This is a genomic window from Spirillospora sp. NPDC048824, assembly GCF_043198455.1.
GTDB lineage: Bacteria > Actinomycetota > Actinomycetes > Streptosporangiales > Streptosporangiaceae > Spirillospora.
Genome location: NZ_JBICUS010000008.1, coordinates 306,023 through 326,819 on the forward strand (window position 1 = coordinate 306,023; position 20,797 = coordinate 326,819).

At 70.8% G+C, this 20,797-nt stretch carries 21 protein-coding genes and 1 pseudogene; 7 read left to right on the forward strand and 15 right to left on the reverse strand.

The genetic code is table 11. From position 1 onward, the window contains the following. Positions 1 to 34: 34 nt before the first annotated feature. The 8 genes from ACGFIS_RS18730 to ACGFIS_RS18765 form a co-directional block, all read right to left on the reverse strand. Positions 35 to 421 (reverse strand): ATP-binding protein, encoded by a 387-nt coding sequence (locus ACGFIS_RS18730; protein ID WP_392899334.1) that lies wholly within the window; start codon positions 419 to 421, stop codon positions 35 to 37. A 135-nt stretch (positions 422 to 556) separates the two neighbouring features. Continuing rightward, positions 557 to 1,411 carry an STM4011 family radical SAM protein gene (locus tag ACGFIS_RS18735; protein ID WP_392899337.1) on the reverse strand — a complete coding sequence of 285 codons (855 nt, stop codon included), beginning with the start codon at positions 1,409 to 1,411 and terminating at the stop codon, positions 557 to 559. After that, positions 1,411 to 2,694: an STM4012 family radical SAM protein gene (locus ACGFIS_RS18740; RefSeq protein WP_392899339.1), complete on the reverse strand. Its 1,284-nt coding sequence runs from the start codon at positions 2,692 to 2,694 to the stop codon at positions 1,411 to 1,413. Before ACGFIS_RS18740 ends, ACGFIS_RS18735 begins: the two co-directional genes overlap by 1 nt. Then, positions 2,691 to 3,482: an STM4013/SEN3800 family hydrolase gene (locus ACGFIS_RS18745; RefSeq protein WP_392899605.1), complete on the reverse strand. Its 792-nt coding sequence runs from the start codon at positions 3,480 to 3,482 to the stop codon at positions 2,691 to 2,693. Before ACGFIS_RS18745 ends, ACGFIS_RS18740 begins: the two co-directional genes overlap by 4 nt. Continuing rightward, a complete protein-coding gene (locus tag ACGFIS_RS18750) occupies positions 3,479 to 4,558 on the reverse strand; it encodes an STM4014 family protein (RefSeq protein WP_392899341.1) in 1,080 nt (359 codons plus the stop codon). The genes ACGFIS_RS18745 and ACGFIS_RS18750 overlap by 4 nt, the downstream gene beginning before the upstream one ends. Before the next feature lie 78 nt (positions 4,559 to 4,636). Further along, positions 4,637 to 5,566: an STM4015 family protein gene (locus tag ACGFIS_RS18755; protein ID WP_392899343.1), complete on the reverse strand. Its 930-nt coding sequence runs from the start codon at positions 5,564 to 5,566 to the stop codon at positions 4,637 to 4,639. Positions 5,567 to 5,638: 72 nt separating this feature from the next. After that, the gene (locus ACGFIS_RS18760) at positions 5,639 to 6,574 is read right to left on the reverse strand and encodes an STM4015 family protein (RefSeq protein ID WP_392899345.1); all 936 of its coding nucleotides are present in this window, start codon (positions 6,572 to 6,574) and stop codon (positions 5,639 to 5,641) included. A gap of 72 nt (positions 6,575 to 6,646) precedes the next feature. After that, entirely contained in the window at positions 6,647 to 7,576 is a 930-nt protein-coding gene (locus ACGFIS_RS18765) for an STM4015 family protein (protein WP_392899348.1), read from the reverse strand. Between the two features lie 327 nt (positions 7,577 to 7,903). Between ACGFIS_RS18765 and ACGFIS_RS18770 the strand changes: the two genes are divergently transcribed. From ACGFIS_RS18770 to ACGFIS_RS18785, 4 genes and pseudogenes are all read left to right on the forward strand, one after another. Beyond that, positions 7,904 to 8,482, forward strand: a complete 579-nt coding sequence (locus ACGFIS_RS18770; RefSeq protein ID WP_392899351.1) for a hypothetical protein — start codon at positions 7,904 to 7,906, stop codon at positions 8,480 to 8,482. A 33-nt stretch (positions 8,483 to 8,515) separates the two neighbouring features. Further along, positions 8,516 to 9,097 carry a TetR/AcrR family transcriptional regulator gene (locus ACGFIS_RS18775; protein WP_392899354.1) on the forward strand — a complete coding sequence of 194 codons (582 nt, stop codon included), beginning with the start codon at positions 8,516 to 8,518 and terminating at the stop codon, positions 9,095 to 9,097. A gap of 85 nt (positions 9,098 to 9,182) precedes the next feature. Beyond that, a pseudogene (locus ACGFIS_RS18780) lies at positions 9,183 to 9,395 on the forward strand (SDR family NAD(P)-dependent oxidoreductase); the annotation flags it as partial. Positions 9,396 to 9,540: 145 nt separating this feature from the next. Next, entirely contained in the window at positions 9,541 to 10,230 is a 690-nt protein-coding gene (locus ACGFIS_RS18785) for a class I SAM-dependent methyltransferase (RefSeq protein ID WP_392899356.1), read from the forward strand. Here ACGFIS_RS18785 and ACGFIS_RS18790 read toward each other — a convergent pair. The 5 genes from ACGFIS_RS18790 to ACGFIS_RS18810 all read right to left on the reverse strand — a co-directional run bounded on the left by ACGFIS_RS18790 (position 10,227) and on the right by ACGFIS_RS18810 (position 15,229). Beyond that, positions 10,227 to 10,832: a response regulator gene (locus ACGFIS_RS18790; protein ID WP_392899359.1), complete on the reverse strand. Its 606-nt coding sequence runs from the start codon at positions 10,830 to 10,832 to the stop codon at positions 10,227 to 10,229. The two genes, ACGFIS_RS18785 and ACGFIS_RS18790, sit on opposite strands and share 4 nt — an antisense overlap. Next, on the reverse strand, positions 10,829 to 11,971 hold the full coding sequence (locus ACGFIS_RS18795) for a sensor histidine kinase (RefSeq protein WP_392899363.1): 1,143 nt from the start codon (positions 11,969 to 11,971) through the stop codon (positions 10,829 to 10,831). The genes ACGFIS_RS18790 and ACGFIS_RS18795 overlap by 4 nt, the downstream gene beginning before the upstream one ends. A 39-nt stretch (positions 11,972 to 12,010) precedes the next feature. Then, positions 12,011 to 12,670: an ATP-binding cassette domain-containing protein gene (locus ACGFIS_RS18800; protein WP_392899365.1), complete on the reverse strand. Its 660-nt coding sequence runs from the start codon at positions 12,668 to 12,670 to the stop codon at positions 12,011 to 12,013. Positions 12,671 to 12,761: 91 nt separating this feature from the next. After that, positions 12,762 to 14,030 (reverse strand): alpha-amylase family glycosyl hydrolase, encoded by a 1,269-nt coding sequence (locus ACGFIS_RS18805; RefSeq protein ID WP_392899368.1) that lies wholly within the window; start codon positions 14,028 to 14,030, stop codon positions 12,762 to 12,764. Positions 14,031 to 14,065: 35 nt separating this feature from the next. Further along, positions 14,066 to 15,229: a lactate 2-monooxygenase gene (locus tag ACGFIS_RS18810; protein ID WP_392899370.1), complete on the reverse strand. Its 1,164-nt coding sequence runs from the start codon at positions 15,227 to 15,229 to the stop codon at positions 14,066 to 14,068. 138 nt (positions 15,230 to 15,367) lie between these two features. Between ACGFIS_RS18810 and ACGFIS_RS18815 the strand changes: the two genes are divergently transcribed. Beyond that, on the forward strand, positions 15,368 to 17,854 hold the full coding sequence (locus tag ACGFIS_RS18815; RefSeq protein WP_392971891.1) for a DNA topoisomerase (ATP-hydrolyzing) subunit A: 2,487 nt from the start codon (positions 15,368 to 15,370) through the stop codon (positions 17,852 to 17,854). Between the two features lie 143 nt (positions 17,855 to 17,997). Beyond that, positions 17,998 to 18,564 (forward strand): G5 domain-containing protein, encoded by a 567-nt coding sequence (locus ACGFIS_RS18820; protein ID WP_392899376.1) that lies wholly within the window; start codon positions 17,998 to 18,000, stop codon positions 18,562 to 18,564. A 63-nt stretch (positions 18,565 to 18,627) separates the two neighbouring features. Here ACGFIS_RS18820 and ACGFIS_RS18825 read toward each other — a convergent pair whose 3' ends face one another. Beyond that, complete coding sequence (locus ACGFIS_RS18825) at positions 18,628 to 19,092, reverse strand: DUF6463 family protein (RefSeq protein ID WP_392971892.1); 465 nt, start codon at positions 19,090 to 19,092, stop codon at positions 18,628 to 18,630. A gap of 67 nt (positions 19,093 to 19,159) precedes the next feature. Then, positions 19,160 to 19,711 (reverse strand): TetR/AcrR family transcriptional regulator, encoded by a 552-nt coding sequence (locus ACGFIS_RS18830; RefSeq protein WP_392899382.1) that lies wholly within the window; start codon positions 19,709 to 19,711, stop codon positions 19,160 to 19,162. Between the two features lie 175 nt (positions 19,712 to 19,886). Here ACGFIS_RS18830 and ACGFIS_RS18835 point away from each other — a divergent pair, with 175 nt between their 5' ends. Further along, the gene (locus tag ACGFIS_RS18835) at positions 19,887 to 20,780 is read left to right on the forward strand and encodes a hypothetical protein (protein WP_392899384.1); all 894 of its coding nucleotides are present in this window, start codon (positions 19,887 to 19,889) and stop codon (positions 20,778 to 20,780) included. The last annotated feature ends 17 nt before the right edge of the window (positions 20,781 to 20,797 follow it).

The window sequence follows — 20,797 nt, forward strand, 5'->3', positions numbered from 1 at the left end:
CAGTCGCCAAGGGACGCCCGCCCCCCTCTCGCCTTCAGGGGGCCGCCGTCTGCGCCCAGGTGACCTTTCCGTCGGAGGTGGAGCGCCACCCCCAGGACCGTGACAGCGCGCCGACGAGCATGAGGCCACGGCCGCCTTCGGCCTGGAAGTCCACGATGGGCACCGTCGGCCCGTCCGGGTTGTCGTCCCACACCTCGACCATGGCGGTCTTGTCGTCGGGCAGGTAGATGACGAGCGTGACGGTGTTCGCGTGGCGGATCGCGTTGGTGACGAGTTCGCTGGTGATGAGTTCCAGGTCGCCGTTGACGTCCTGGCGGTCCCACCCCTCCAGGGCCGCGCGCACGGAGTCGCGCGCCGCGCGCACGGCCGCGTCGACCGGTTCGAGCGCGAGGACGAAGTGGGGTCGCTGTCGATGGTCCACGAAACCGCCTAAAATTCACCGGCTAACGCAAGCATGCGCTCTCTGAGACGGTCGTGCACGGAATCTGGACTCAATGCCGTTTCCGGTTCGCGTCGGGGTCACCGCCGGTTTCCTTCCCCGATCGCCGCCGCCGGATCACTCACGGCCGAGCAGGGCCGGAATGCGTTCGAGGACGCCTCCCGCGAACGTGCCGTAGAGGCCGAGTGGCTCAAGGTGGACATAGCCGATGTGGCAGTCGCACGTGCCGAGGGGGCACGGGCGCGGCGCGAGGGCGTCCCTGAACGAGCCGTCGTAGAGGTTGCCCAGCACCGCCGGGACGAAATGGCAGCGGCGCACCGTGCCGTCACCGTCGACGGACACGACGGTCTCGCCCGTGCGGCACGCGAGGCCGCGGCTGGGATGCGGGTGCCGGCTGACCGGGAACAGGGGGTCGATGCCGGTCCAGGAGGCGGCCTCGGCGTCGTCGTAGACGCGTCCCTCGGCGGCGTTGACCCACAGGTACGTCCCGGCGGGCAGGTCGGCGCGGAGGCGCCGGGCGGCGTCGAGGTGTTCGGGCTGCCCGACGATCCCGACGCTGAACCGCACCCCGCGCGCCGCCAGGTCGCGGCATTTGCCGAGGAAGCGCTCGTAGGGCACCTGGCCGGGGTGGTAGGTCGCCCACAGCGCCAGGCGGGACAGGTCGGCGCCGGACGTCCACGACACGCGGTGGCTCAGGTTGGTCTGGATCGCGACGCGGTCGACGTGCGGGAGGTGGCTCAGGTCGGTGAGGGCGCGCCGGTACCAGGACCGGACGAGCCCCTCGCCCCACGGCGTGAACAGGACGGAGACACGATGGTCCTGGCGGGAGACCCATTCCGTGAAGCGTTCCAGCGCGGCCCGGTCGGCGCGGAGTTGTTCCGGTGTGTCGCGGCGCTTGGCGAACGGGCAGTACGGGCAGTCGTAGTCGCAACTGGCGAGCGGCCCCCGGTAGAGGATCGTTAGGTGCTCCATCACCGCGCCTCGTAGGAGGCCATCCGCGCCTGGACGCGAGGTGAGAACAGGGCGGGGCCGATGGCGTCGGAGTAGGCGAGCCCTTCCGGAGTCAGCCGCAGGGCGCCGCCGGACGTGTCCAGCCATCCGCGGTCGTCGAACGACTTGAGGTCGGCGGGGAAGTCGTCCAGCGGATCGGTGCCGAAGCGCGCGCGGTAGTCGGTCCGGTCGAGGCCGGACGCCTGCAGGAGCGATTGGACGAGGTGCCGTCGGCGGCGTTCATCGTCGTCCAGTTCGAGGCCCACACGCGCTGTCGTGAAGTCGTCCTCGCGCACATAGTCGTCGATGATGGATCGCACCTGGCTCGCCCCGACCGCGTACTCGAACGAGTAATGGAGGCGGGACGTGTAGGAGCGGGCACCGCAGCCCAGGCCCACCATGCCGTCGGTCTGGCAGCAGTACTCGGTGCCGTTGGCCGTGTCGCCGGGAAGGCGGAACATCCGCATCGACACCTGCTCATAGCCTTGGGACAGGAGATGGTCCCGGCCGATCCGGTAGAGGGTGAGGCGCTGGTCGTCCCAGTCTTGCGCACGGCGTCCGAGGCCGGTCAGCGGACGGACGTAGAGGGGGTAGAGGTAGATCTCCTCGGGGTTCCAGGCAAGCGCGGCGTTCAGGGAGTGCACCCATGTCACGGGTGTCTGGCCGTCAATGCCGTAGATGAGGTCGATGTTGAGGGTCGGGAAGCCCACCGCACGGATACGGTCCAGCGCCGCCTCGACTTCGGCGCGTTTCTGGGGGCGGACGGCCGCGCGTGCCTCGTCGTCCAGGAAACTCTGCACGCCGATGGAGATCCGGGTCGTTCCGTGTTCGGCGAGGACGGTGAGGCGGTCGGTGGTGGCCGTCGCCGGGGAGGTCTCCACGCCCAGGGGAGTCGCGCCGAATCCTGGGAACCGTCCCGCGATGGCGCAGAGCCGTTCCAGTTCAGGCGCGGTGAGGTAGGTCGGTGTGCCGCCGCCGAACGCCGACGTGGCGAACGAGGCATCACTGCCGAGCGCGTCCAGGACGGCGGTGGCCTGCCGGTCGAGTGCGTCCAGGTAGGCGCCGGTCAACTCTTCGGGGGCGCCAGTGCGGGTGAACAGATTGCAGAAGCCGCACCGCATCTCACAGAACGGCACGTGGAGGTAGAGGAAGAGCGTGTCGATCGCCTCCCCCGCCCATACGTCGCGCAGGAGCGGTGGCGGGTCCAGCGGCCGGTAGGCGGTCTTGTGCGGATAGGCGTACACGTACCCCTGGTAGGGCGTCATGACAGAACGAACTCCCCATACGGAACGGTCCACACGACTTCGTGGCCGATGCGGTGCCCGGTGTGGCCCTCCTCTCCGTACGCCGTCCCGTGGTCGGAGCAGACGATGACGAAGCAGGGACGGCGCATCAGGTCGAACAGCCGGCCGATGTGTGCGTCGACATGCCGGAGCGCTGCGGCATGGCTGGCGCGCGTGTCTCCGTCCGAGGGCGTCGCGCCGTCCAGGTAGAACCAGTTGGGCTGGTGCAAGGACGCGACGTTCACCAGCAGGAACAGGCGCCGGTCGGCGGGCAGGCGTGCCACGATCTCGGCGACGCGGTCGATCTGGTTGGGCAGCGACTCCGCGTCGGTCACTCCGAACTCGCGCTCCCAGTGACTCTCGGCGAACAGCGACGGGAGCGCGGATCCGAGGGGCGTCAGCTTGTTGAAGAACCCGACACCGCCCACGCAGACCGTGTGGTACCCGTCGGCGGCGAGCCCCGAGGGAAGGTCGGGGGCGTCGAACGTCCACGTCCCGCGGGTGGTCGTCTCGCTGCCCGGGAACGCGCCGGCGAAGAGCCGTGGATGCGGCCCAGGCGACGCGGGCGTCGGCAGGAAGCCCGCCAGCATCGCGGCGTGCGCGGCGTAGGTGAAGCTCCCCGGCGTGTGGCGGCGCTCCCACCGGCCATCTGGAAGCAGCCCGGCGAGGGTGGGCGTCTCCCCAGCCGCGGCCAGTTCAGCGGCCACGTCGTAGCGGAGCGTGTCGAGCGTCACCAGCAGCAGGTCGTGGCTGCCGACGACCGCGTTCATGTCGCGCACGCACCGCTCCCCGCTAGGACGGCCCTGACCTGGGCGGTATAGGTGTCGGCGCCTTCGGCGGAGCCGCCGGGCAGGCCGGTGACACGCGGCAGCAGATCACCGAACGCGTTCACCTCGGCGACCGCGAACCGCTTCAGCCCCATGCCGATGAGCAGGTCGACGCCGACCATCAGGCTGCCCGGGAAACAGGCGGCGGCCCGCGCGCACACGTCCAGCGCCCGTTTCCAGCCGTCCTCGCCAAGCGCCCGCTGCACCGTGCCCAGGTCTCCCCTGACACCGCCCAGATGCAGGTTGGTCATGGGATGGCGGCTCGTCCGGACGACCGCGTGCGTGGGTTCACCGCCGATGACGACGACGCGCAGGTCGAACGCCCGCCCTCCGGCCATGGCCTTCGGCAGCCACCGCTCCACGTGCAGGCCGCCGGGCGCGAGCGCGTCGATGAGCGCCGCGACCTCGTCCTCGGTCTCGTACGCGCGGACGCGCAGCGAGTTGAGCAGGCCGTCCGGCGTCCTCGCCGCCGACGTGACGGCCCGCACCCGGCCGGGGGCGGTCTGCAGCGCGACGACCCCGGCCCCGGACGAGCCGTGCGCCGGTTTGACGAACACCCGCCGCTCCCTCGCCTCGTCCATCCGCGCACGAAGCACCGTATAGCCATCGACATCCGGCAGAGCGGGCGGGACGGGGACGCCCGCCGCCAGCATCCGCGCATGCGAGAGCCGCTTGTCGAACATGATCCCGATCTCCTCGGTGTCGCCGAGGAGCCGCGCCCCGGAGGCCGAGGCCGCGGCCGCCAGACGTCGCAGCGCCGCCGTGAACGTCCGGTGCCAGCGTGCGCCGCCGCCCACGCGGGCGGGGTGGCCGGGGCCGCGCAGCAGCGCGTCCGCCTCACGGTCCTCGCCCGGCGAGTCGATCCGGAGAAGTTCCCCCGGCTCAAGGACGATCTCGGCGCCGCGCAGTACGTCCGTCCAGGGCACCAGACGCGGCTCGGGCAGCCCGCACGACCGGCACGCCGCCGCGAACAGCTCGGGACGCCGGTCACCGGGTGTCCCCACCACGACGAACGTCATTGCGGCCCTGCGTTCATGCCGCGCGCCCGGCCCTGTGGCGGCGTTCGGGACGGACGGCAGAACGCTCCGCCTCGTGTGTCATTCCGTCACCGCGGGGCGGAACTCGTCGCCTCCCGGCTCTCCCTGCTCGCCCAGGTCGATTTCGACGCCGGGAAGTGCCGCTCTCACACGCTCCATCATCGCGCCGGACAGGAAGTGGTGATGCAGGTCCAGATTGCGCAGGTGCGTGAGCGGCTGACCGGACAGCAGCGCCTCCGCACCCTGGTCGGTGAGGGTGCCCATGGCCAGGCTCAGCGACTCCAGCCGCGCCACGACCGGCGCGCCCGCCACCGCCGCGGCGACCTCGTCCTGAATCTCGGAGTCCTCCAGGCCCAGGTGACGCAGCGCGGGCAGCCGCTCCCCGGACAGGATCGGCCCGAGGTCGGCCACCGTCGTATCGCCGCCGTAGTCCTCCACACCGAGCCACAGATCCAGTCGCTCAAGGTTCGGCAGCTCGCTCGCCCCCACGGCCTGGACGACCCGCGCGGGCAGCCCGCCCGACTCGACCCGCAGTACCTTCAGGGTCTCGCTTTTGATCGGATCGAGCGCGAGACCCTGTGCTCCGCGTACCCCCAGGCGCTCCAGGTCGGGAAACGCGGCCAGCAGGGGCGAGATGTCGGAGTGCTCGATCCAGGAGATCTCCGCCTCCTCCCAGGTGACGTCGCCGACGAACAGCGACCGCACGCTCGGGAGGGACCCGGCGGCCTCCACCAGCAGCGCGACCGGGTCGGAGGTGTGCGTGTCGTACTCACCGCCCCAGTGGCCGATGATCAGCGCCGTGATCCCGGTGGTGTCGACCGCCCGGACGAACCGCGCGAAGACGTCGCTGAACGGCTCCTCGTCGAATTCGGTCCCGACGTGCCAGGCGACCTCGGCCGCGGGCGGGAGCTCGTCGTCCGGCCCCGTCTCGTGGTTGAACCTGAACACCGGCAGGCCGGCATATTCCTCAAGATGCTGTCGGACGCCCATGGGTCCCTTTCACAAGATCGTCGGCGAGATGTCCTGCCAGAGACGCACGGCGGACCGCCCGGGTTCCCGGCCTCACTCCGTCACCGCCGCGAAGAGCCACTCGGGGTTGGGTTCGTCCTGTTCGCTCAGGTCGACCTCGACGCCGGGATGAGCCGCCTTGACCCGCTCGACCATCGCGTCGGACAGGAAATGGTGGTGCAGGTCGAGCTTGCGCAGGTGGGTGAGCGGCTGACCGGACAGCAGCGCCTCCGCACCGCGGTCGGTGAGGGTGCCCATGGCCAGGCTCAGCGACTCCAGCCGCGCCACGACCGGCGCGCCCGCGACCGCCGCCGCGATCTCGTCCTGGGTCTCGGAGTCCTCCAGGCCGAGATGACGCAGCGCGGGCAGCCGCTCGCCACCGAGCAGCGGAGCGAGGTCGGCCACGGTCGCGTCGCCGCCGTACCATTCGCTCCCGAGCCACAGGTCGAGGTGCGTCAGGTTCGGCAGCTCGCTCGCCGCCACGGCCTGGACGATCCGGGCGGGCAGCCCGCCCGACTCGAACCGCAGCACCTTCAGGCGCTCGCTCCTGATCGGGGCCAGCTCCAGATCCGCCGCACCGCGGACCTCGAACCGCTCCAGGCCGGGGAACGCGGTGAACAGCGGCGAGATATCCGAATGGTCGATCACGGAGATCATCAGTTCCTCGTAGACGATGTCTCCGAGGAACAGCGCCCGCAGCTTCGGGAAGGACGCGGCGGCCTCCGTCAGCGCCTCGACCGGGTCGGCGTCGTCCCAGTAGCCGATGATCAACGCTGTGATCTCGGTGGTGTCGACCGCCTCCAGGAACCGCGCGAAGACGTCGCCGAACGAATCCCGGCCGTCGGGCGCCCCGACGTACCAGGCGGTCCCGGCGGCGGGCGGGAGTTCGTCGTCCGGCCCCGTCCCATCGTTGAACCGGAACACCGGCAACCCGGCGTACCCCTCAAGATGCCGGCCGGCGGACTCCTCAAGATGCTGATAGATGTCCATGGGTCCTCGTCGCGGACTCGGTCGTGCCATGCCCCGTCAGGGGCGGGAGGGCCGGCGTCCGCACTCCCCTCGTCATTCCGTCACCGACGCGTAGAACCAGTCGCCGTCCGGCTCTTCCTGTTCGTTCAGGTCGACCTCGACGCCGGAGAGCGTCGTCCTCACCCGCTCCATCATCGCGTCGGAGAGGTAGTGGTGGTGCAGGTCGAGCTTGCGCAGGTGGGTGAGCGGCTGGCCTGACAGCAGCGCCTCCGCACCGCGGTCGGTGAGGGTGCCCATGGCCAGGCTCAGCGACTCCAGCCGCGCCACGACCGGCGCGCCCGCCACCGCCGCCGCGATCTCGTCCTGGGTCTCGGAGTCCTCCAGGCCGAGATGACGCAGTACGGGCAGCCGCTCTCCGGACAAGATCGGCCCCAGGTCGGCGACCGTCGCGTCACCGCCGTAGTTCTCCACCCCGAGCCACAGGTCGAGATGCCTCAGATTCGGCAGCTCGCTCGCGCCCACGGCCTGGACGACGCCCGCCGGCAGCCCGCCCGACTCGAACCGCAGCACCGTGAGGGTCTCGCTCTTGATCGGTGCGAGGACGAGGCCCCCCGCACCGCGGATCTCGAAGCGCTCCAGGCCGGGGAAGGCGGCGAACAGCGGCGAGATGTCGGAGTGCTCGATCCAGGAGATCTCCGACTCCTCGCCGGTGATGTCGCCGAGGAACAGCGCCCGCAGCTTCGGGAAGGACGCGGCGGCCTCCGACAGCAGCTTCACCGGGTCGGCGGCTTCCGTGTCGTAGGAGGCGCCCCAGTAGCCGATGATCAGCGCCGTGATCTCGGCGGTGTCCACCGCCTCGACGAACCGCGCGAACACGTCGCCGAACGGCTCCTCGTCGAAGGACGTCGCGACGTACCAGGCCGACCCGGCGGCGGGCGGGAGTTCGTCGTCCGGTTCCGTCTCCTCGTTGAACCGGAACACCGGCAGGCCGAAGTACTCGTCAAGATGCTCATAAACGCCCATAGGTCCCCTTCGTGGGTCTGTTGGGGAAGATTCCTATCAGGTGCGGAGGACAGAACGCGGGCGTTTCGCGATCGGCGCGGGACGCCGCCGGGCCCCGGCCCGCCACGGCCGCCGGTCACCGAAGGTGATGTCGCGCACACCCGCGCCGCCATGCGCTGACCTGGCCGCGGACGCGTATAACGGCCAGGTGACGGACACGTGGCAAAGCATCGACGGGACTGCCTCAGATGGGTGAAACCAGACGAGCCGGACCTCTAGAGTGAATCGAACTCGGGGCCCTCTCGCGGGGGCCCCTTGCCCTGCCTGCATGATCAGAGGTCCCCGAACATGAACGACCACGAGGTGCACGAGGAGTGCCTGCGGCTCCTCCAGGACGGCATGCCCGTCCCCGCTCCCGCCGCCTTCGAGGCGGGACGGGACTTCCTTCCGCTGGGGCTCGACATGGACGGCGACGTCGCCGTCGTCACGTTCCTGCACCAGTGGGACGACACCGCCGCCGCGTTCATCGAAGGCTGGACGTTCCATCGCCGCGACGGCGAGTGGCGTGAGCTGGGCGGCGCCGGCGGCTCGGCCCCCGACGAGCCCCTCGCCCGGCGCTCGTCCGGAGAGATGGGCCGCCACCTGCTGAAGTACGGCTCGGGACGGACGGTCCGCAACTCCAACCGGCTGCTGCCCTGGGGCGCCAAGTGGGTGAACGAGGCCCGGCTCCGGGCGTCGGCGGAGGTCACCCGGGTGCGGGTCGGCAAGCGGATCCTGGACGTCCCCGCGCACGGGCATGTCGCCGTGGTGTGGGGCGCCCGGCGGGGACCGGTCATCGAGGCCCTCGCCGCGGACGGTTCGGTGCTGGACGCCCTGGACCTCGACCGCCCGGCCGTCCCGGCACGGGCCCAGCGCGCCGATATTTGACCGTTCGTTCTGGAACGGTCTAACGTCCTGTCCATGGCACGGACGAAGGAGTTCGACCCGGACGCCGCCCTGCAGCGTGCGCTCGAGCTGTTCTGGGAGCGGGGGTACGAGGCGACCTCCATGGCCGACCTCGTGGCGCATCTCGGCGTCGCCCGCGCCAGCATCTACGCGACGTTCGGCGGCAAGCACGAGCTGTACATCAAGGCCCTCGACCGCTATCTCCGGACCACCGACCCGAAGATCGCCGAGGCGCTGTCGCAGCCCGGTCCCGTCCTGCCGGCGGTGCGGGCGCTGATCGAGCGCTATGCGGCGGAGGCGGCGCACGACCGGCCGCGGCGCGGCTGCATGGTGGTCAACACCGCGGTCGAACTCGCCCCCGGGGACACCGAGGCGGCCCGCCTGGTGGAGGCGAGCTGGGGCTTTCTGGAGGCGTCCCTCACCTCGGCGCTGACCCGCGCCCAAGCCCAGGGCGAGCTGCCCCGGGACAGGGACCCGCGGGGACTGGCGCGTCTCCTGCTCGTCCTCTTCCAGGGCATGCGGGTCCTGGGCCGCGGACCCGCCGACGACGGCCGGCTCGGGGACGCCACGCGCCAGGCCCTGACCCTCTTCGACTGACCGTTCCTCGCCCCGCCCGCCGGGCGGGGCTCTTTACGGCCCCAATTCAAGAACGATCGATCCAAATACAAGGGAGACACTCATGATGTTCGACGGCAGGGTCGCCCTCATCACCGGCGGCGCGGGCGGCATCGGCCGCGCCACCGCGCACGCCTTCGCACGCGAAGGCGCCACGGTCGTCCTCGCCGGACGCGACGTGACCGCGCTGGCCGACGCCGTCAAGGAGATCGGCTCCGGCAGAGCCGACCAGGTCGTCGCCGACGTGACCGACGCCTCGTCCGCGGCCCAGATGGTCGAGACCATGGTGGCGCGCCACGGCGGCCTGGACATCGCGGTCAACAACGCCGGTGTCCTCGGCATGGTCGCGCCACGACCTCGTCATCGACGGCGCCGCCACCGCCTGACGACGCTTTCCGGGCCGGTCCCCCGGGCACACTCAGTCCATGGCCCTCACGCCCGACTACGACTCCGACCCGGAGCGCTTCCGCCTCGCCGGCCGGGTCACCCGGCGGTATCTGATCGGGGCGCGGAGCCTGCACGACCACGTCGCCTCGAAGCTGCTGGGCGACGGGGCGTCCCGCGTCCTGGACATCGGCTGCGGGGAGGGCGCCCTCAGCGACGCCCTCCCCCACCCGCCGCCGTTCCGGCTGGTGGGCCTGGACGCGTCCGCCACGCTTCTGCACGCCCATCCGGGGCCGCGGGTGCGGGCCGACGCGACGCGGCTGCCGTTCCGGGACGGGACGTTCGACGCCGCCGTGTCCGTGAACATGCTCTACCACCTGGACGATCCCCGGCTCGCGCTCCGCGAGGCCCGCCGCGTACTGGTCCCCGGCGGCCTGCTGCTCGCCTCGGCGATCTGCCGGGACGACAGCCCGGAACTGGCGCCCGTCTGGCGGCCCGAATCCACCCCGTTCGACGCCGAGGAGGCCCCCGCCCGCGTCTGCGAGGTCTTCGGCGAGGTCGAGGTGGAGCGCTGGGACGCGCCGCTGATCACACTTCCCGACCGCGGCGCCGTCCGCGACTACCTGATCGCCCGCCGCATGCCCCGCACCGAGGCCGCCGAGGCCGCCGGCAGACTCCGCACGCCTCTGCCCGTCACGAAGCGCGGCAGCCTGGTCCTCGCCCGCCGCTAGAGCCAGCCGCGGTCGCGGGCGGCCTGTGCGGCGGCGTGGCGGTTGTCGGCGCCGAGTTTGGTGACGGCGGACGACAGGTAGTTGCGTACGGTCCCCTCCGACAGGCCCAGGCCGCGGGCGATGCGGGAGACCGGGGCGCCGTCGGCGGCGGCGCGCAGCGTGTCGAGTTCGCGCGGGGTGAGGGGGCAGTCCTCGGCGGCGAGGGCGTCGGCGGCGAGCTGCGGGTCGATGTACCGGGCCCCGGCGGCGACCTGCCGGATGACCTGGGCGAGCTGCGCGCCGGGCGCGTCCTTGCCGAGGAAGCCGCGGACGCCGGCGGCCATCGCGCGGCGCAGGTTGCCGGGACGGCCGTGCGCGGTCACGATCACCAGGCGGCAGCCGGGCAGGTCGCGGGAGAGCCGTTCGGCGGCGGCGAGACCGTCCAGCCCGGGCATGTCGATGTCGAGGACGGCCACGTCCGGCTTGAGGGCGAGCGCGCGGTCGACGGCCTCGTCGCCGCGGCCGACGTCGGCGGCGACCTCGATGCCGTCCTCGGTCTCCAGCAGCAGGACGAGCGCCTCCCTGATCAGCAGGTGGTCGTCGGCCAGCAGCACGCGGATCATGCCTCTCCCTCCGCCGGGGCGGGTTCCGCCGGGACGGCGGCCGCCACCCGGAACGTCCCGTCTCCGACCGGGCCCGCCGCGAACTCGCCGCCCGCCGCGGCGATCCGCTCGGCGAGGCCCGCGAGGCCGCTGCCGGCGTCCCCGGCGGCGCGGCGGGCGGCGCCGTCGTTGACGATCTCCACGTGGACGTGGCCGGCGTCCGCCCGGACGGTGATCTCGCACCAGGTGGCGCTGGAGTGCCGCAGCACGTTGGTGGCGGCCTCCCGGGCGACCCAGCCGAGCGGCTCGTGGACGTGGGCGGGCAGCTCCGGCGACACCTCGGGGCGCTCGCAGCGGAGCCCAGCGGCGCGCAGCACGGCCGACATTCCGTCCAGTTCGGTGCGCAGGGACGTGGCACGGTACCCCCGGACGACCTCGCGCACGTCCCGGACCGCGTCCCGCGCCATCGTCTGGATCTCGGTCAGCTCCTTGCGGACCCGCCCGTCGTCGCGTTCCAGGAAGCGTTCGGCGACCTCGGCGCGCAGCGCGACCGCCTGGAGGCTGTGGCCGAGGACGTCGTGCAGGTCGCGGGCGAACCGGAGCCGCTCCTCCCCCACCGCGGACCGGGCCAGCTCGGCGCGTGCCTCCCGGAGTTCCTGGACGATGTGAAACAGCCAAACCGTGACGTATCCGGAGAACGCGGCGAGCGGTATGGCCGCCACCTCGTACAGGACGGTCAGCGCGGGCAGCCCGAGAACCACGCCGTAGACGGGGGTCAGGACGGTCGCCGCCGCCGTCGCCGTGATCGCCTCGCGCACGGGCAGGACCACGGCGATCAGCCCGGCCGGGACCAGGAGCGCGTTGCCCCAGCCCTGGCCGATGCCGAACAGCGGCGGCATCGCCCAGCAGATCAGCGTGATCGCCGCGAGCCCGAACCGGTGGCCGGGCGCGGTGCGGCGCATCAGGTTCTGCCACAGGAGCCGGGCGTACAGGGCGAACGCGGCGGCGACACCGGTGGCGGCGAGGATCAGCCGCCCGGCGTCCTGCCGGTTGAACACCTCGTACCAGAGTGCGGGCAGCAGGAGCCCCGACAGCGTCATCATCGTCATTCCCACGAGGATCGCGGCGATGACGGTGGGACGCGGGATGCTGGGCTGCACGCGCCCAGCGTATGCGGCCGTCAAGGGGGCGCGCGGCGGTCAGGCGGCGCGGAGGCGGGCGGCGGCGCGGCCCGTGCCGTCGTCTTGAATCTGGAGGCGGCCGTCGTCCAGGACCCCGACGCGGTCGGCCCGGCACGCCTCGCCCGGGTCGCGGGTCGTGAGCACCACGCTGACCCCGTGGGCGGCCAGCATCAGCAGGACGGACCACGTCTCGCGGGCGTCGGCCTCGCCGAGCCCGGCGGTGGGCTCGTCGAGGAAGAGCACGTCCGACCGTCCGACGAGGGCCAGCGCCAGGTCGAGCATGCGCCGCCGTCCCGCCGTCAGCCGCTCGAACGGGACGTCGGCGACGTCGGTGAGACGGGCGAGGCGCAGGGCCTCGGCGCGGGTGAGCGGGTCGAGCGTCCAGCGCCGCCACGTGTCGACGATCTCGGCGACGGTCAGGCCGGGGAACAGGCCGCCGTCGCGCCAGACGGCCCCCGCCCGCGCGGTGCCGCGGTCGGTGTAGGGGTCGGCGCCGCGGAGGCGGACCGACCCGCCGGTCGGACGCCGCAGGCCGGCGAGGATCTCCAGCAGTGTCGTCTTGCCCGACCCGTAGCGCCCGAGCAGCGCGTAGACCTCCCCTTCGGCAACGGTGAACGAGACGTTCCGCACGGCCTCGTTCAGGTCCAGGTCGCGTACCTCGATCACAGGTGCCTTCATGATGTCCATGCTCGCCGCGCCCGGCGCGGACGTGCAGTCACAGGCATCAGGAAACGACCGTGAGGATCGCAGGGGTGACCCATGACAGATGTCATGGTTCGGCGATGGCCCATCCGGCCGGGGGGACGGTGACGCCCTTCTCTGAGAAGGCCGCCTCACCTGCCACGCACGTCCAGTCGGCGTCGGGCAGATCCACCTTGGCGGGCTCGTCGTCCAGGTTCAGGACGACCGCGAGCCGCTCTGTGCCGTGGCCCACTGTGTAGGAGAGTGCCGTATTGGTCAAGGTGTCCACGGTGGTGTGGGCGTGGACAAGCCATGGATGGCGTCGTCTAAGGCCGATCAGCTCTTGATGGAGCCTGTGGTGACCCTCGCCATGGCCGGGCGTCTCGTCGGGGCTTTCCGGGAAGGCGGGCCGTATGGCGTCGTCGCCTCCCTCCCGTTCTTCCTTGACGCCGTGGAAGCCGAACTCGTCCCCGGCGTAGATGGACGGGACGCCGCCGATCGTCAGCAGGACGACGAGCGCATGGGCGGTCTGCCGCTCGTCGTCCAGGCGGGTCGCTATCCGTGTCACGTCGTGGTTGCCCAGGAACGTCTGCGGCGTGAACGTGTCGAGCATCTCGTCGTGCCGGCCGAGGGCGTGGGCCAGTTCGAAGAAGTTGTGATCGTTCAGGGCGCTCCAGATCGCCTTCCAGAGCTCGTACTGGGTGACCGAGTCGAATCCGCTCTGTTCCACCAGGGCCGCGTAGTCGCCGTGGATGACCTCGCCGACGAACCAGGCCTCGGGGAAGCGCGCGCGGACGCGGTCGATGACCGTCCGCCAGAACTCCGGCGGGACGGCGTAGGCGGCGTCGAGACGCCAGCCGTCTATCCCCCGCTCCAGCCAGTGGGTCATGACGTCGGTGACGTAGTCGGCGACCTCCGGTTCGGCATGGTTCAGCGTGACGAGACGGTCGTGCCCCTCGAACGTGTGCAGTTCAGGGTGGAACCACTTCCTGTACGGGGACTCATCGCCCTTGGCTTCGACATCGGCGAACGGCGCGAAGCTCCGTCCGACATGGTTGAAGACGCCATCGAGCAGGACACGGACCCCCTTCTGCGACGCCTCGTCGATGAGCCGTTGCAGGTCGTCCTCGCCGCCGAGCCTGGGATCGACGCGGTAGTGGTCGACGGTGTCGTAGCCATGGGTCTCGGACGCGAACACCGGACCGAGCGCGAGCCCGTTGCAGCCGAGCCCGACGACATGGTCGAGCCAGCCGTTGAGCCGCCCCAGCCGAGGCTTCGGGAACGTCCCGTCCGGTACCGCCCCGACGAATCCGAGGGGATAGGCATGCCACCAGATGGCGTGATCGGGCCAGCGCATGCGCCTTCCCCTACCCGGAATGCGCGCGGCTACGGTCACGCGCGCACGAGCGTCTCCGGATTCAGCTCGCCCGGCCGGGTGACGCCCGCGAGGGCCATGGTCAGTTCCAGTTCGGCCTGGAGGCAGCGAAGGACGTGCTGGACGCCCGCCTGGCCGCCCAGCGCCAGCCCGTACGCGTACGGGCGCGCGACCAGCACCGCCTTGGCGCCGAGCGCGAGAGCCTTGGCGACGTCCGCTCCCGTGCGGATCCCGCTGTCGAAGAGCACGGCCGCCTGGTCGCGGACGGCGTCGACCACACCGGGCAGCGCGTCCAGCGAGGCGATGGCCCCGTCCACCTGGCGCCCGCCATGGTTGGAGACGATGACGCCGTCCATGCCCGCGTCCACGGCCTGGCGGGCGTCGTCGGGGTGCTGGATGCCCTTGAGCGCGATGGGCCCGTCCCAGTGGTCCCGCAGGAAGATCAGGTCGTCCCAGGTGAGGCGGGGGTTACCGAAGTTCGCGACCCAGTGGAGGATCGCCATGTCACGGTTGGCGTCGGTGACGGGCCCGCCGACCGCCTTCTGGAAGACCGGGTCACTGAAATAGTTCGCGACCCCGATACCGCGCAGGAACGGCAGGTACGCCTGGTCGAGGTCACGTGGACGCCACGCCAGCGTGAACGTGTCCAGGGTGACGACGAGGGCCGTGTAACCCACCGCCTTGGCCCGCTCCAGGAAACTGACGGCCAGTTCCCGGTCCTTCGGCCAGTACAGCTGATACCAGCGGGGCCCGTCGCCGTTCGCCTCCGCCACGTCCTCGATGGTGTACGACGACGCCGTACTCAGCACCATCGGCAGGCCCTCGGCAGCCGCCGCCCGCGCGACGGCCAGCTCACCGTCCGGATGGAAGATCGACTGGACGCCGATGGGCGCGAGCAGGACCGGGGACGGCATCGCGGTGCCCAGAACGTCCACCGACAGGTCGCGGTCGGCCACGTCCCTGAGCATCCTCGGCACGATCCGCCACCGCTCGAACGCCGCCCGGTTCGCCCGCGCGGTCGACTCGCTGCCCGCCGACCCCGCCACATACCCGAACGCCTGCGCCGACAGCGACCGCTCGGCGAGACCCTCCAGCTTCGTCAGGTCCGTGGGCAGCGCGGGCAGAACGTCGCCGAGCCCCTGCAGATAGATCGAGTTCTGATGATCGGCCAGCGCGCTCAAAGGAAACCTCCGCCTGCGGGATGGAAGCCACTCTGCCAGGTCCGCGGAGGTGACGGAAAGACATCGATCCGCCAAGTCGGACGCCGTACCCGGTGGGGCGGGCACAAGCTGTCCTTGGGACCGGCCACAATGTGGGGCATGGCACGACGCGGATCCCCAGCCCCTCCACCGCCGGACTTCGAAGAGAACATCGTCGACGTCGATGTCTCCGAGGAGATGCGCGGCAGCTTCCTTGAGTACGCCTACTCGGTCATCTACCAGCGGGCGCTTCCCGACGCGCGCGACGGGATGAAGCCCGTCCAGCGCCGGATCCTGTACTCGATGAACGAGATGGGGCTCCGCCCCGACCGCGGGCACGTCAAATGCGCCCGCGTCGTCGGCGAGGTCATGGGCAAGCTGCACCCGCACGGCGACAGCGCCATCTACGACGCGATGGTGCGGATGGCGCAGTCGTGGGCGATGCGGATGCCGCTCGTCGACGGGCACGGCAACTTCGGCTCGCTCGGCGGCGACGACCTGCCCGCCGCCATGCGGTACACCGAGGCCCGGCTGTCCCGCGCGGCGATGCTCATGGTCGCCTCCATCGACGAGGACACGGTCGACTTCCGCCCCAACTACGACGGGCAGGAGACCGAGCCGGAGGTCCTGCCCGCCGCGTTCCCGAACCTGCTGGTCAACGGCGCGTCCGGGATCGCGGTCGGGATGGCGACGAACATGGCGCCGCACAACCTCGGCGAGGTCATCGCCGCGGCCCGGCACCTGATCGACAACCCCGACGCGTCCCTCGACGACCTGATGCGCTTCGTCCCCGGGCCCGACCTGCCCACCGGCGGCAAGATCGTCGGCCTGGACGGCATCCGCGACGCCTACGAGCGGGGCCGGGGCACGTTCCGCACCCGCGCCACCACGTCCATCGAGAACGTCACGCCCCGCCGCAAGGGCATCGTCGTCAGCGAACTCCCCTACGCCGTCGGCCCGGAGCGCGTCAAAGCCAAGATCAAGGAACTGGTCAACGCCAAGAAGATCCAGGGAATCTCCGACCTGAAGGACCTCACCGACCGCAACGTCGGCCTCCGCCTGGTCATCGAGATCAAGAACGGCTTCCACCCCGAAGCCGTCCTGGCCGACCTCTACCGGCTCACCCCGATGGAGGAGACGTTCGGCATCAACAACGTCGCCCTCGTCGACGGCCAGCCCCGCACCCTCGGCCTCCGCGACATGCTGCAGGTCTACGTCGACCACCGCATCGACGTCGTCCGCCGCCGCTCGATGCACCGCCGCAAGAAGCGCGAGGACCGCCTGCACCTCGTGGACGGCCTCCTCGTCGCCCTGCTCAACATCGACGAGGTCATCCAGGTCATCCGGCAGAGCGACGACGCCGCCCAGGCCAAGCAGCGCCTCATGCAGATCTTCGAGCTCTCCGAGATCCAGGCGCAGTACATCCTGGACACCCCGCTCCGCCGCCTCACCCGCTACGACCGGCTGGAGCTGGAGAAGGAGAAGGAGCAGCTCGCCAAGGAGATCGCCAGGCTGACCGCGATCCTCGAGTCGGAGAAGAAGCTCCGCGGCGTCGTCTCCAAGGAACTCGGCGAGGTCGCCAAGGAGTTCTCCACGCCGCGCCGGACGATCCTCCTGGAATCCTCCGGCCACACCGCCGCCGCGGCCGTCCCCCTCGAAGTGGCCGACGACCCCTGCACGGTGCTGCTCTCGTCGACCGGCCTCATGGCCCGCACCCACGACGCGTCTCCGCTGCCCGACAGCGGCCCCCGCGCGAATCACGACGTGCTGACCTCGGTCGTCCCCGCCTCGGCCCGGGGCCAGGTCGGGGCGGTGACGTCACTGGGCCGGATGATCCGCATCGAGGTCATCGACCTGCCGACGCTGCCCCCCACGTCCACGCCCCCGTCCCTGGCGGGCGGCGCCCCGGTCACCGAGTACGTCGACCTCGAACCGGACGAAACAGTCGTGGCCATAGCCGCCGTCTCCGAAGAGGGCGGCGGGCTCGCCCTGGGCACGGCCCACGGCGTGGTCAAACGGGTGGTCCCCGACTTCCCGGCCAACCGCGACGAGTTCGAGGTCATCACCCTCAAGGACGACGACCGCGTCATCGGGGCCGTCCAGCTGCTCTCCGAAGACCAGCACGTCGTCTTCATCACCACCGACGCGCAACTCCTGCACTTCGCCGCCTCCATCGTCCGCCCCCAGGGCCGCGCCGCCGGCGGGATGGCGGGCATCAAACTCGCCCCCGACGCCCGCGCCCTGTGGTTCGGCGCCATCGACCCGGCCCGCGAGGCCCGCGTGATCACGGTGTCGGGCTCGTCCTCGGCCCTGCCCGGCACCCAGACCGGCGCGATCAAACTCGCCGACTTCGCCGACTTCCCGTCCAAGGGCCGCGCAACGGGCGGCGTCCGCGCCCACCGATTCCTCAAGGGCGAGGACGTCCTCCTCCAAGCCTGGGCGGCCCCGACACCCCTGCGCGCCTCGGCCGCCAACGGAAAACCGGCCATGCTCAACGTCGCCATGGGCCGCCGAGACGGCTCCGGCGAGAAACTCGACAAGCCCATCGTCTCCATCAGCGGCCCCTTGGGCGAGCCTCCTCCGGAGGAGAACACCACCGAGGAATGATCAAAGGTCCCGGGCCGCACCCGCGTCCCGGGACCCGCTCACCACTTCCGACCGACGTCGGCCAAATCGCCTTGTACCGTATTTCCCACGATTGTCCCGGCCGGATGACCGCCAGATGATTTTTTCCTACATAGGGGGAAACCATGCGGCACCTCATATCGGCCATTGCGGCGATAAGCACATTGCTCGCACTCGGCGCCTGCAATGCGGAGACCGGGTCGCCCACCGCGGCGTCCCCGACGAACGCGGTGGCGAGCGCGGCGCCTTCCACCGCGAGCGCCACGGCCGAACCCACCCCGTCGGTCGCCACGCGCACCGTCACGGAGACCCGCAAGATCCCGTACAAGACGAGAAGGGTGAACGACCCGACCCTCGCCAAGGGCAGGACCAAGGTGAAGAGGCGCGGCGTCCCAGGCGTCAGGACCCTCACCTACGAGGTGACCTCCACCGATGGCGAGGAGACGGACAAGAGGCTGCTGCGCGAGGCGGTCACGAAGAAGCCGGTCACCCGGATCATCGCGATCGGCACCGAACAGGCCAGGCGGTGCGACCCGAACTACAGCGGCGCCTGCGTGCCCATCACCAGCGACGTCGACTGTGCGGGCGGAAGCGGCGACGGCCCGGGCTATGTCCGGGGACCCGTGCGCGTGGTCGGCTCGGACATCTACGACCTGGACAGAGACGGTGACGGCACCGCCTGCGACACCTGAGCGGCCCCAGGGCCGGCACCACGGGGACGCGCCGCGACGGCGCCCGGCACCGACCTGCGACATCTAGTCCGAGGCGGCGGCGCTCGACGACGTGGCCGCAGCCTCCGACCGGGCGGAAGCGTGGCCGGCGGGTGGCGCGTCAATGTCGTGGCGCGACGCGATGAGGGCCAGGACGCCGATGCCGATCAGGGCGGGGGCGCCTCCGACGGGTTCCAGCACGGTGATCGGTATTCCGAGCGCCAGCAGGATCCAGCCGGTCTCCACCGGAATTCGTCCCGTGACGAGCACGGCCTTCCTTGTCAGCAGCCCCAGACCGAAGAAGGCGATACCACTGACCATGAACCATTCGGCGGACATGCGTGGTTTGTCGCCGGTGGCCGAGTTCCATACACCGTCCGACACCATGCCGCGCCAGAGCGAACCATCGACGACCACGCCGAATATCAGGTGCAGGACGGCGACGATGAGTATGAGACGCGGGACCCACCGGCCCACGCCGGTGACATCCCGGGGCGCAGAGGCCGTCATGACGTTCCCCCTTCTCCGGCCCGCGTAAGGGCCTGTACGCCCACGGGGTGAGCGATTTCATTGGTTTTCACGATGCGGGCCTTCCTTCGTCCAATGGCCGGAACAGCAGCTCGTAGATGTCGCGCATCTCCTCGCCGGGCACCGGTGGCATCAGGTGCGCGCCTCCGATCACCACCAGGTAGAGCAGCGTGGCCATCCGGTCCGGTGCCGCGTAACCGGCCTCGCCGCACAGGTCCCGCAGATATCGGATGCGGGTGGCGTCCACCCGCTCCTGCATGACCGCCGCCTCCGGGTCCTGCTTCGCCCAGGCCCGGATCGCGATCTCCAGCTGCGGATCGTCGTCGCCGGTGGCCTCCGCCGCGAGGCGGTCGAGTTTCCCCCGTGCCGACTGGTCCTCGCCGCTTTCCACCACGTCGATGATCGCCGTGGTGTGCCGCTCCTCGTAGTGGGCCAGCAGCCGCGTCCGGAACTTCGGCATCGATCCGAAGTGATGGTAGAAGGCGCCCTTGGACATCCCCATCCGCTCGCACATCCGGTCCAGCGTCACCGCCGGCGCGCCCTGCTCGGCCAGCAGTGCCAAGCCCTCCTCCAGCCACGCTCCGGCGGCCGTGTCGCTCATGCCCCACCTCCATACCAAAAGGTTTGGTATGGAGCCTAGCAGAGGAGGGCGTGGTAACCGTCCATGGCCCGGGATGGCCTCACGGCGTAACGGCACGTTTCGCACACGCTGCACGAAGCCTGCTCTAAAGTGTCCGTACGCTAGTTGATCATGATTGGGGGCCCGGGTGGTTCGTATGGCGCTGGTGGTTCGGCCGGACGCGGAGGTCGAGGACGATCTGCTGGACCTGCTCGCCGAGGAGACGGGCCACAGGTTCACCTACCACGGCAGCGGAGGCTTCGGGGTCGAGTTGCTGGCCACCGCGTACAAGGACGAGTCCGGCAACCTGCTGATCGAGGCGGAGGCGCTCGACGCTCCCGTCAAGGCCGTGGTGATGCACATCGGGTCGGTCGACGAGGCGGTCAAGATCCGGCAGGTCGTCGGTGACCACCTGGGGGGGTGGAGCGAGCAGATGCTCCGTGCCCAACTTGAAAGCAACGGTTTGGAGTCGAACCCCGGAGTCCTCCTCGCTCTCGCCATGGCCGGCGGCGGAGGTTCGCTCGACAGCGAGACGGTCGACTTGATCAACGGCGCCGCCGAGCATGAGGACGAGGCCATTGCCGACTGGGCGTCGTATGCCATCCGGGTCTGGAACGAGTTGCGGGAGCCCCCGATCCTGATGGCGGAGAAAGAGCAGGAGATCCCGGCGGTCCTGCGTCCCGCCGAGGAGGTGGACGGCGAAGAGGGCTGGGTCACGGCGCGCCCCGGAGTGCCGGGCCGTGCGATTCCCCGAGCGACGACCTGGCTGCGGGTGAGCGGCGACGGCGACGCCCTCTTTCACAGCGTGATGCAGCGGTTCAAATGGTTCTTCGCGGTCGCGGGAGACACCCGGTCCGACTGGTACGAGCAGATCACGACGAGCAGAGACGAGAGCACTGCCATCCATCTGGTGCGTCATCCGGCACTCCCCGCCGATCACCTCGTGGTGCACGGCGACAGCACGTCCGATGTCATCGCCGAAATCCGCAGGAAGAACGACGTCCACGTCTTGGACGGACCGCCGGCTTCCCTTGAACAGACCAGCGCCTAAGGCCCGCCCGCCCCTGA

What these genes read in the sequence shown, in the direction of transcription:
- ACGFIS_RS18750 (WP_392899341.1), bottom strand. Translation starts at nt 4,558, where the DNA reads ATGACGTTCGTCGTGGTGGGGACACCCGGTGACCGGCGTCCCGAGCTG.
- ACGFIS_RS18815 (WP_392971891.1), top strand. Translation starts at nt 15,368, where the DNA reads ATGGCACGACGCGGATCCCCAGCCCCTCCACCGCCGGACTTCGAAGAG.
- ACGFIS_RS18735 (WP_392899337.1), bottom strand. Translation starts at nt 1,411, where the DNA reads ATGGAGCACCTAACGATCCTCTACCGGGGGCCGCTCGCCAGTTGCGAC.
- ACGFIS_RS18805 (WP_392899368.1), bottom strand. Translation starts at nt 14,030, where the DNA reads ATGCGCTGGCCCGATCACGCCATCTGGTGGCATGCCTATCCCCTCGGA.
- ACGFIS_RS18835 (WP_392899384.1), top strand. Translation starts at nt 19,887, where the DNA reads ATGGCGCTGGTGGTTCGGCCGGACGCGGAGGTCGAGGACGATCTGCTG.
- ACGFIS_RS18745 (WP_392899605.1), bottom strand. Translation starts at nt 3,482, where the DNA reads ATGAACGCGGTCGTCGGCAGCCACGACCTGCTGCTGGTGACGCTCGAC.
- ACGFIS_RS18740 (WP_392899339.1), bottom strand. Translation starts at nt 2,694, where the DNA reads ATGACGCCCTACCAGGGGTACGTGTACGCCTATCCGCACAAGACCGCC.
- ACGFIS_RS18765 (WP_392899348.1), bottom strand. Translation starts at nt 7,576, where the DNA reads ATGGGCGTTTATGAGCATCTTGACGAGTACTTCGGCCTGCCGGTGTTC.
- ACGFIS_RS18825 (WP_392971892.1), bottom strand. Translation starts at nt 19,092, where the DNA reads ATGACGGCCTCTGCGCCCCGGGATGTCACCGGCGTGGGCCGGTGGGTC.
- ACGFIS_RS18775 (WP_392899354.1), top strand. Translation starts at nt 8,516, where the DNA reads ATGGCACGGACGAAGGAGTTCGACCCGGACGCCGCCCTGCAGCGTGCG.
- ACGFIS_RS18820 (WP_392899376.1), top strand. Translation starts at nt 17,998, where the DNA reads ATGCGGCACCTCATATCGGCCATTGCGGCGATAAGCACATTGCTCGCA.
- ACGFIS_RS18790 (WP_392899359.1), bottom strand. Translation starts at nt 10,832, where the DNA reads ATGATCCGCGTGCTGCTGGCCGACGACCACCTGCTGATCAGGGAGGCG.
- ACGFIS_RS18830 (WP_392899382.1), bottom strand. Translation starts at nt 19,711, where the DNA reads ATGAGCGACACGGCCGCCGGAGCGTGGCTGGAGGAGGGCTTGGCACTG.
- ACGFIS_RS18755 (WP_392899343.1), bottom strand. Translation starts at nt 5,566, where the DNA reads ATGGGCGTCCGACAGCATCTTGAGGAATATGCCGGCCTGCCGGTGTTC.
- ACGFIS_RS18770 (WP_392899351.1), top strand. Translation starts at nt 7,904, where the DNA reads ATGAACGACCACGAGGTGCACGAGGAGTGCCTGCGGCTCCTCCAGGAC.
- ACGFIS_RS18760 (WP_392899345.1), bottom strand. Translation starts at nt 6,574, where the DNA reads ATGGACATCTATCAGCATCTTGAGGAGTCCGCCGGCCGGCATCTTGAG.
- ACGFIS_RS18800 (WP_392899365.1), bottom strand. Translation starts at nt 12,670, where the DNA reads ATGAAGGCACCTGTGATCGAGGTACGCGACCTGGACCTGAACGAGGCC.
- ACGFIS_RS18785 (WP_392899356.1), top strand. Translation starts at nt 9,541, where the DNA reads ATGGCCCTCACGCCCGACTACGACTCCGACCCGGAGCGCTTCCGCCTC.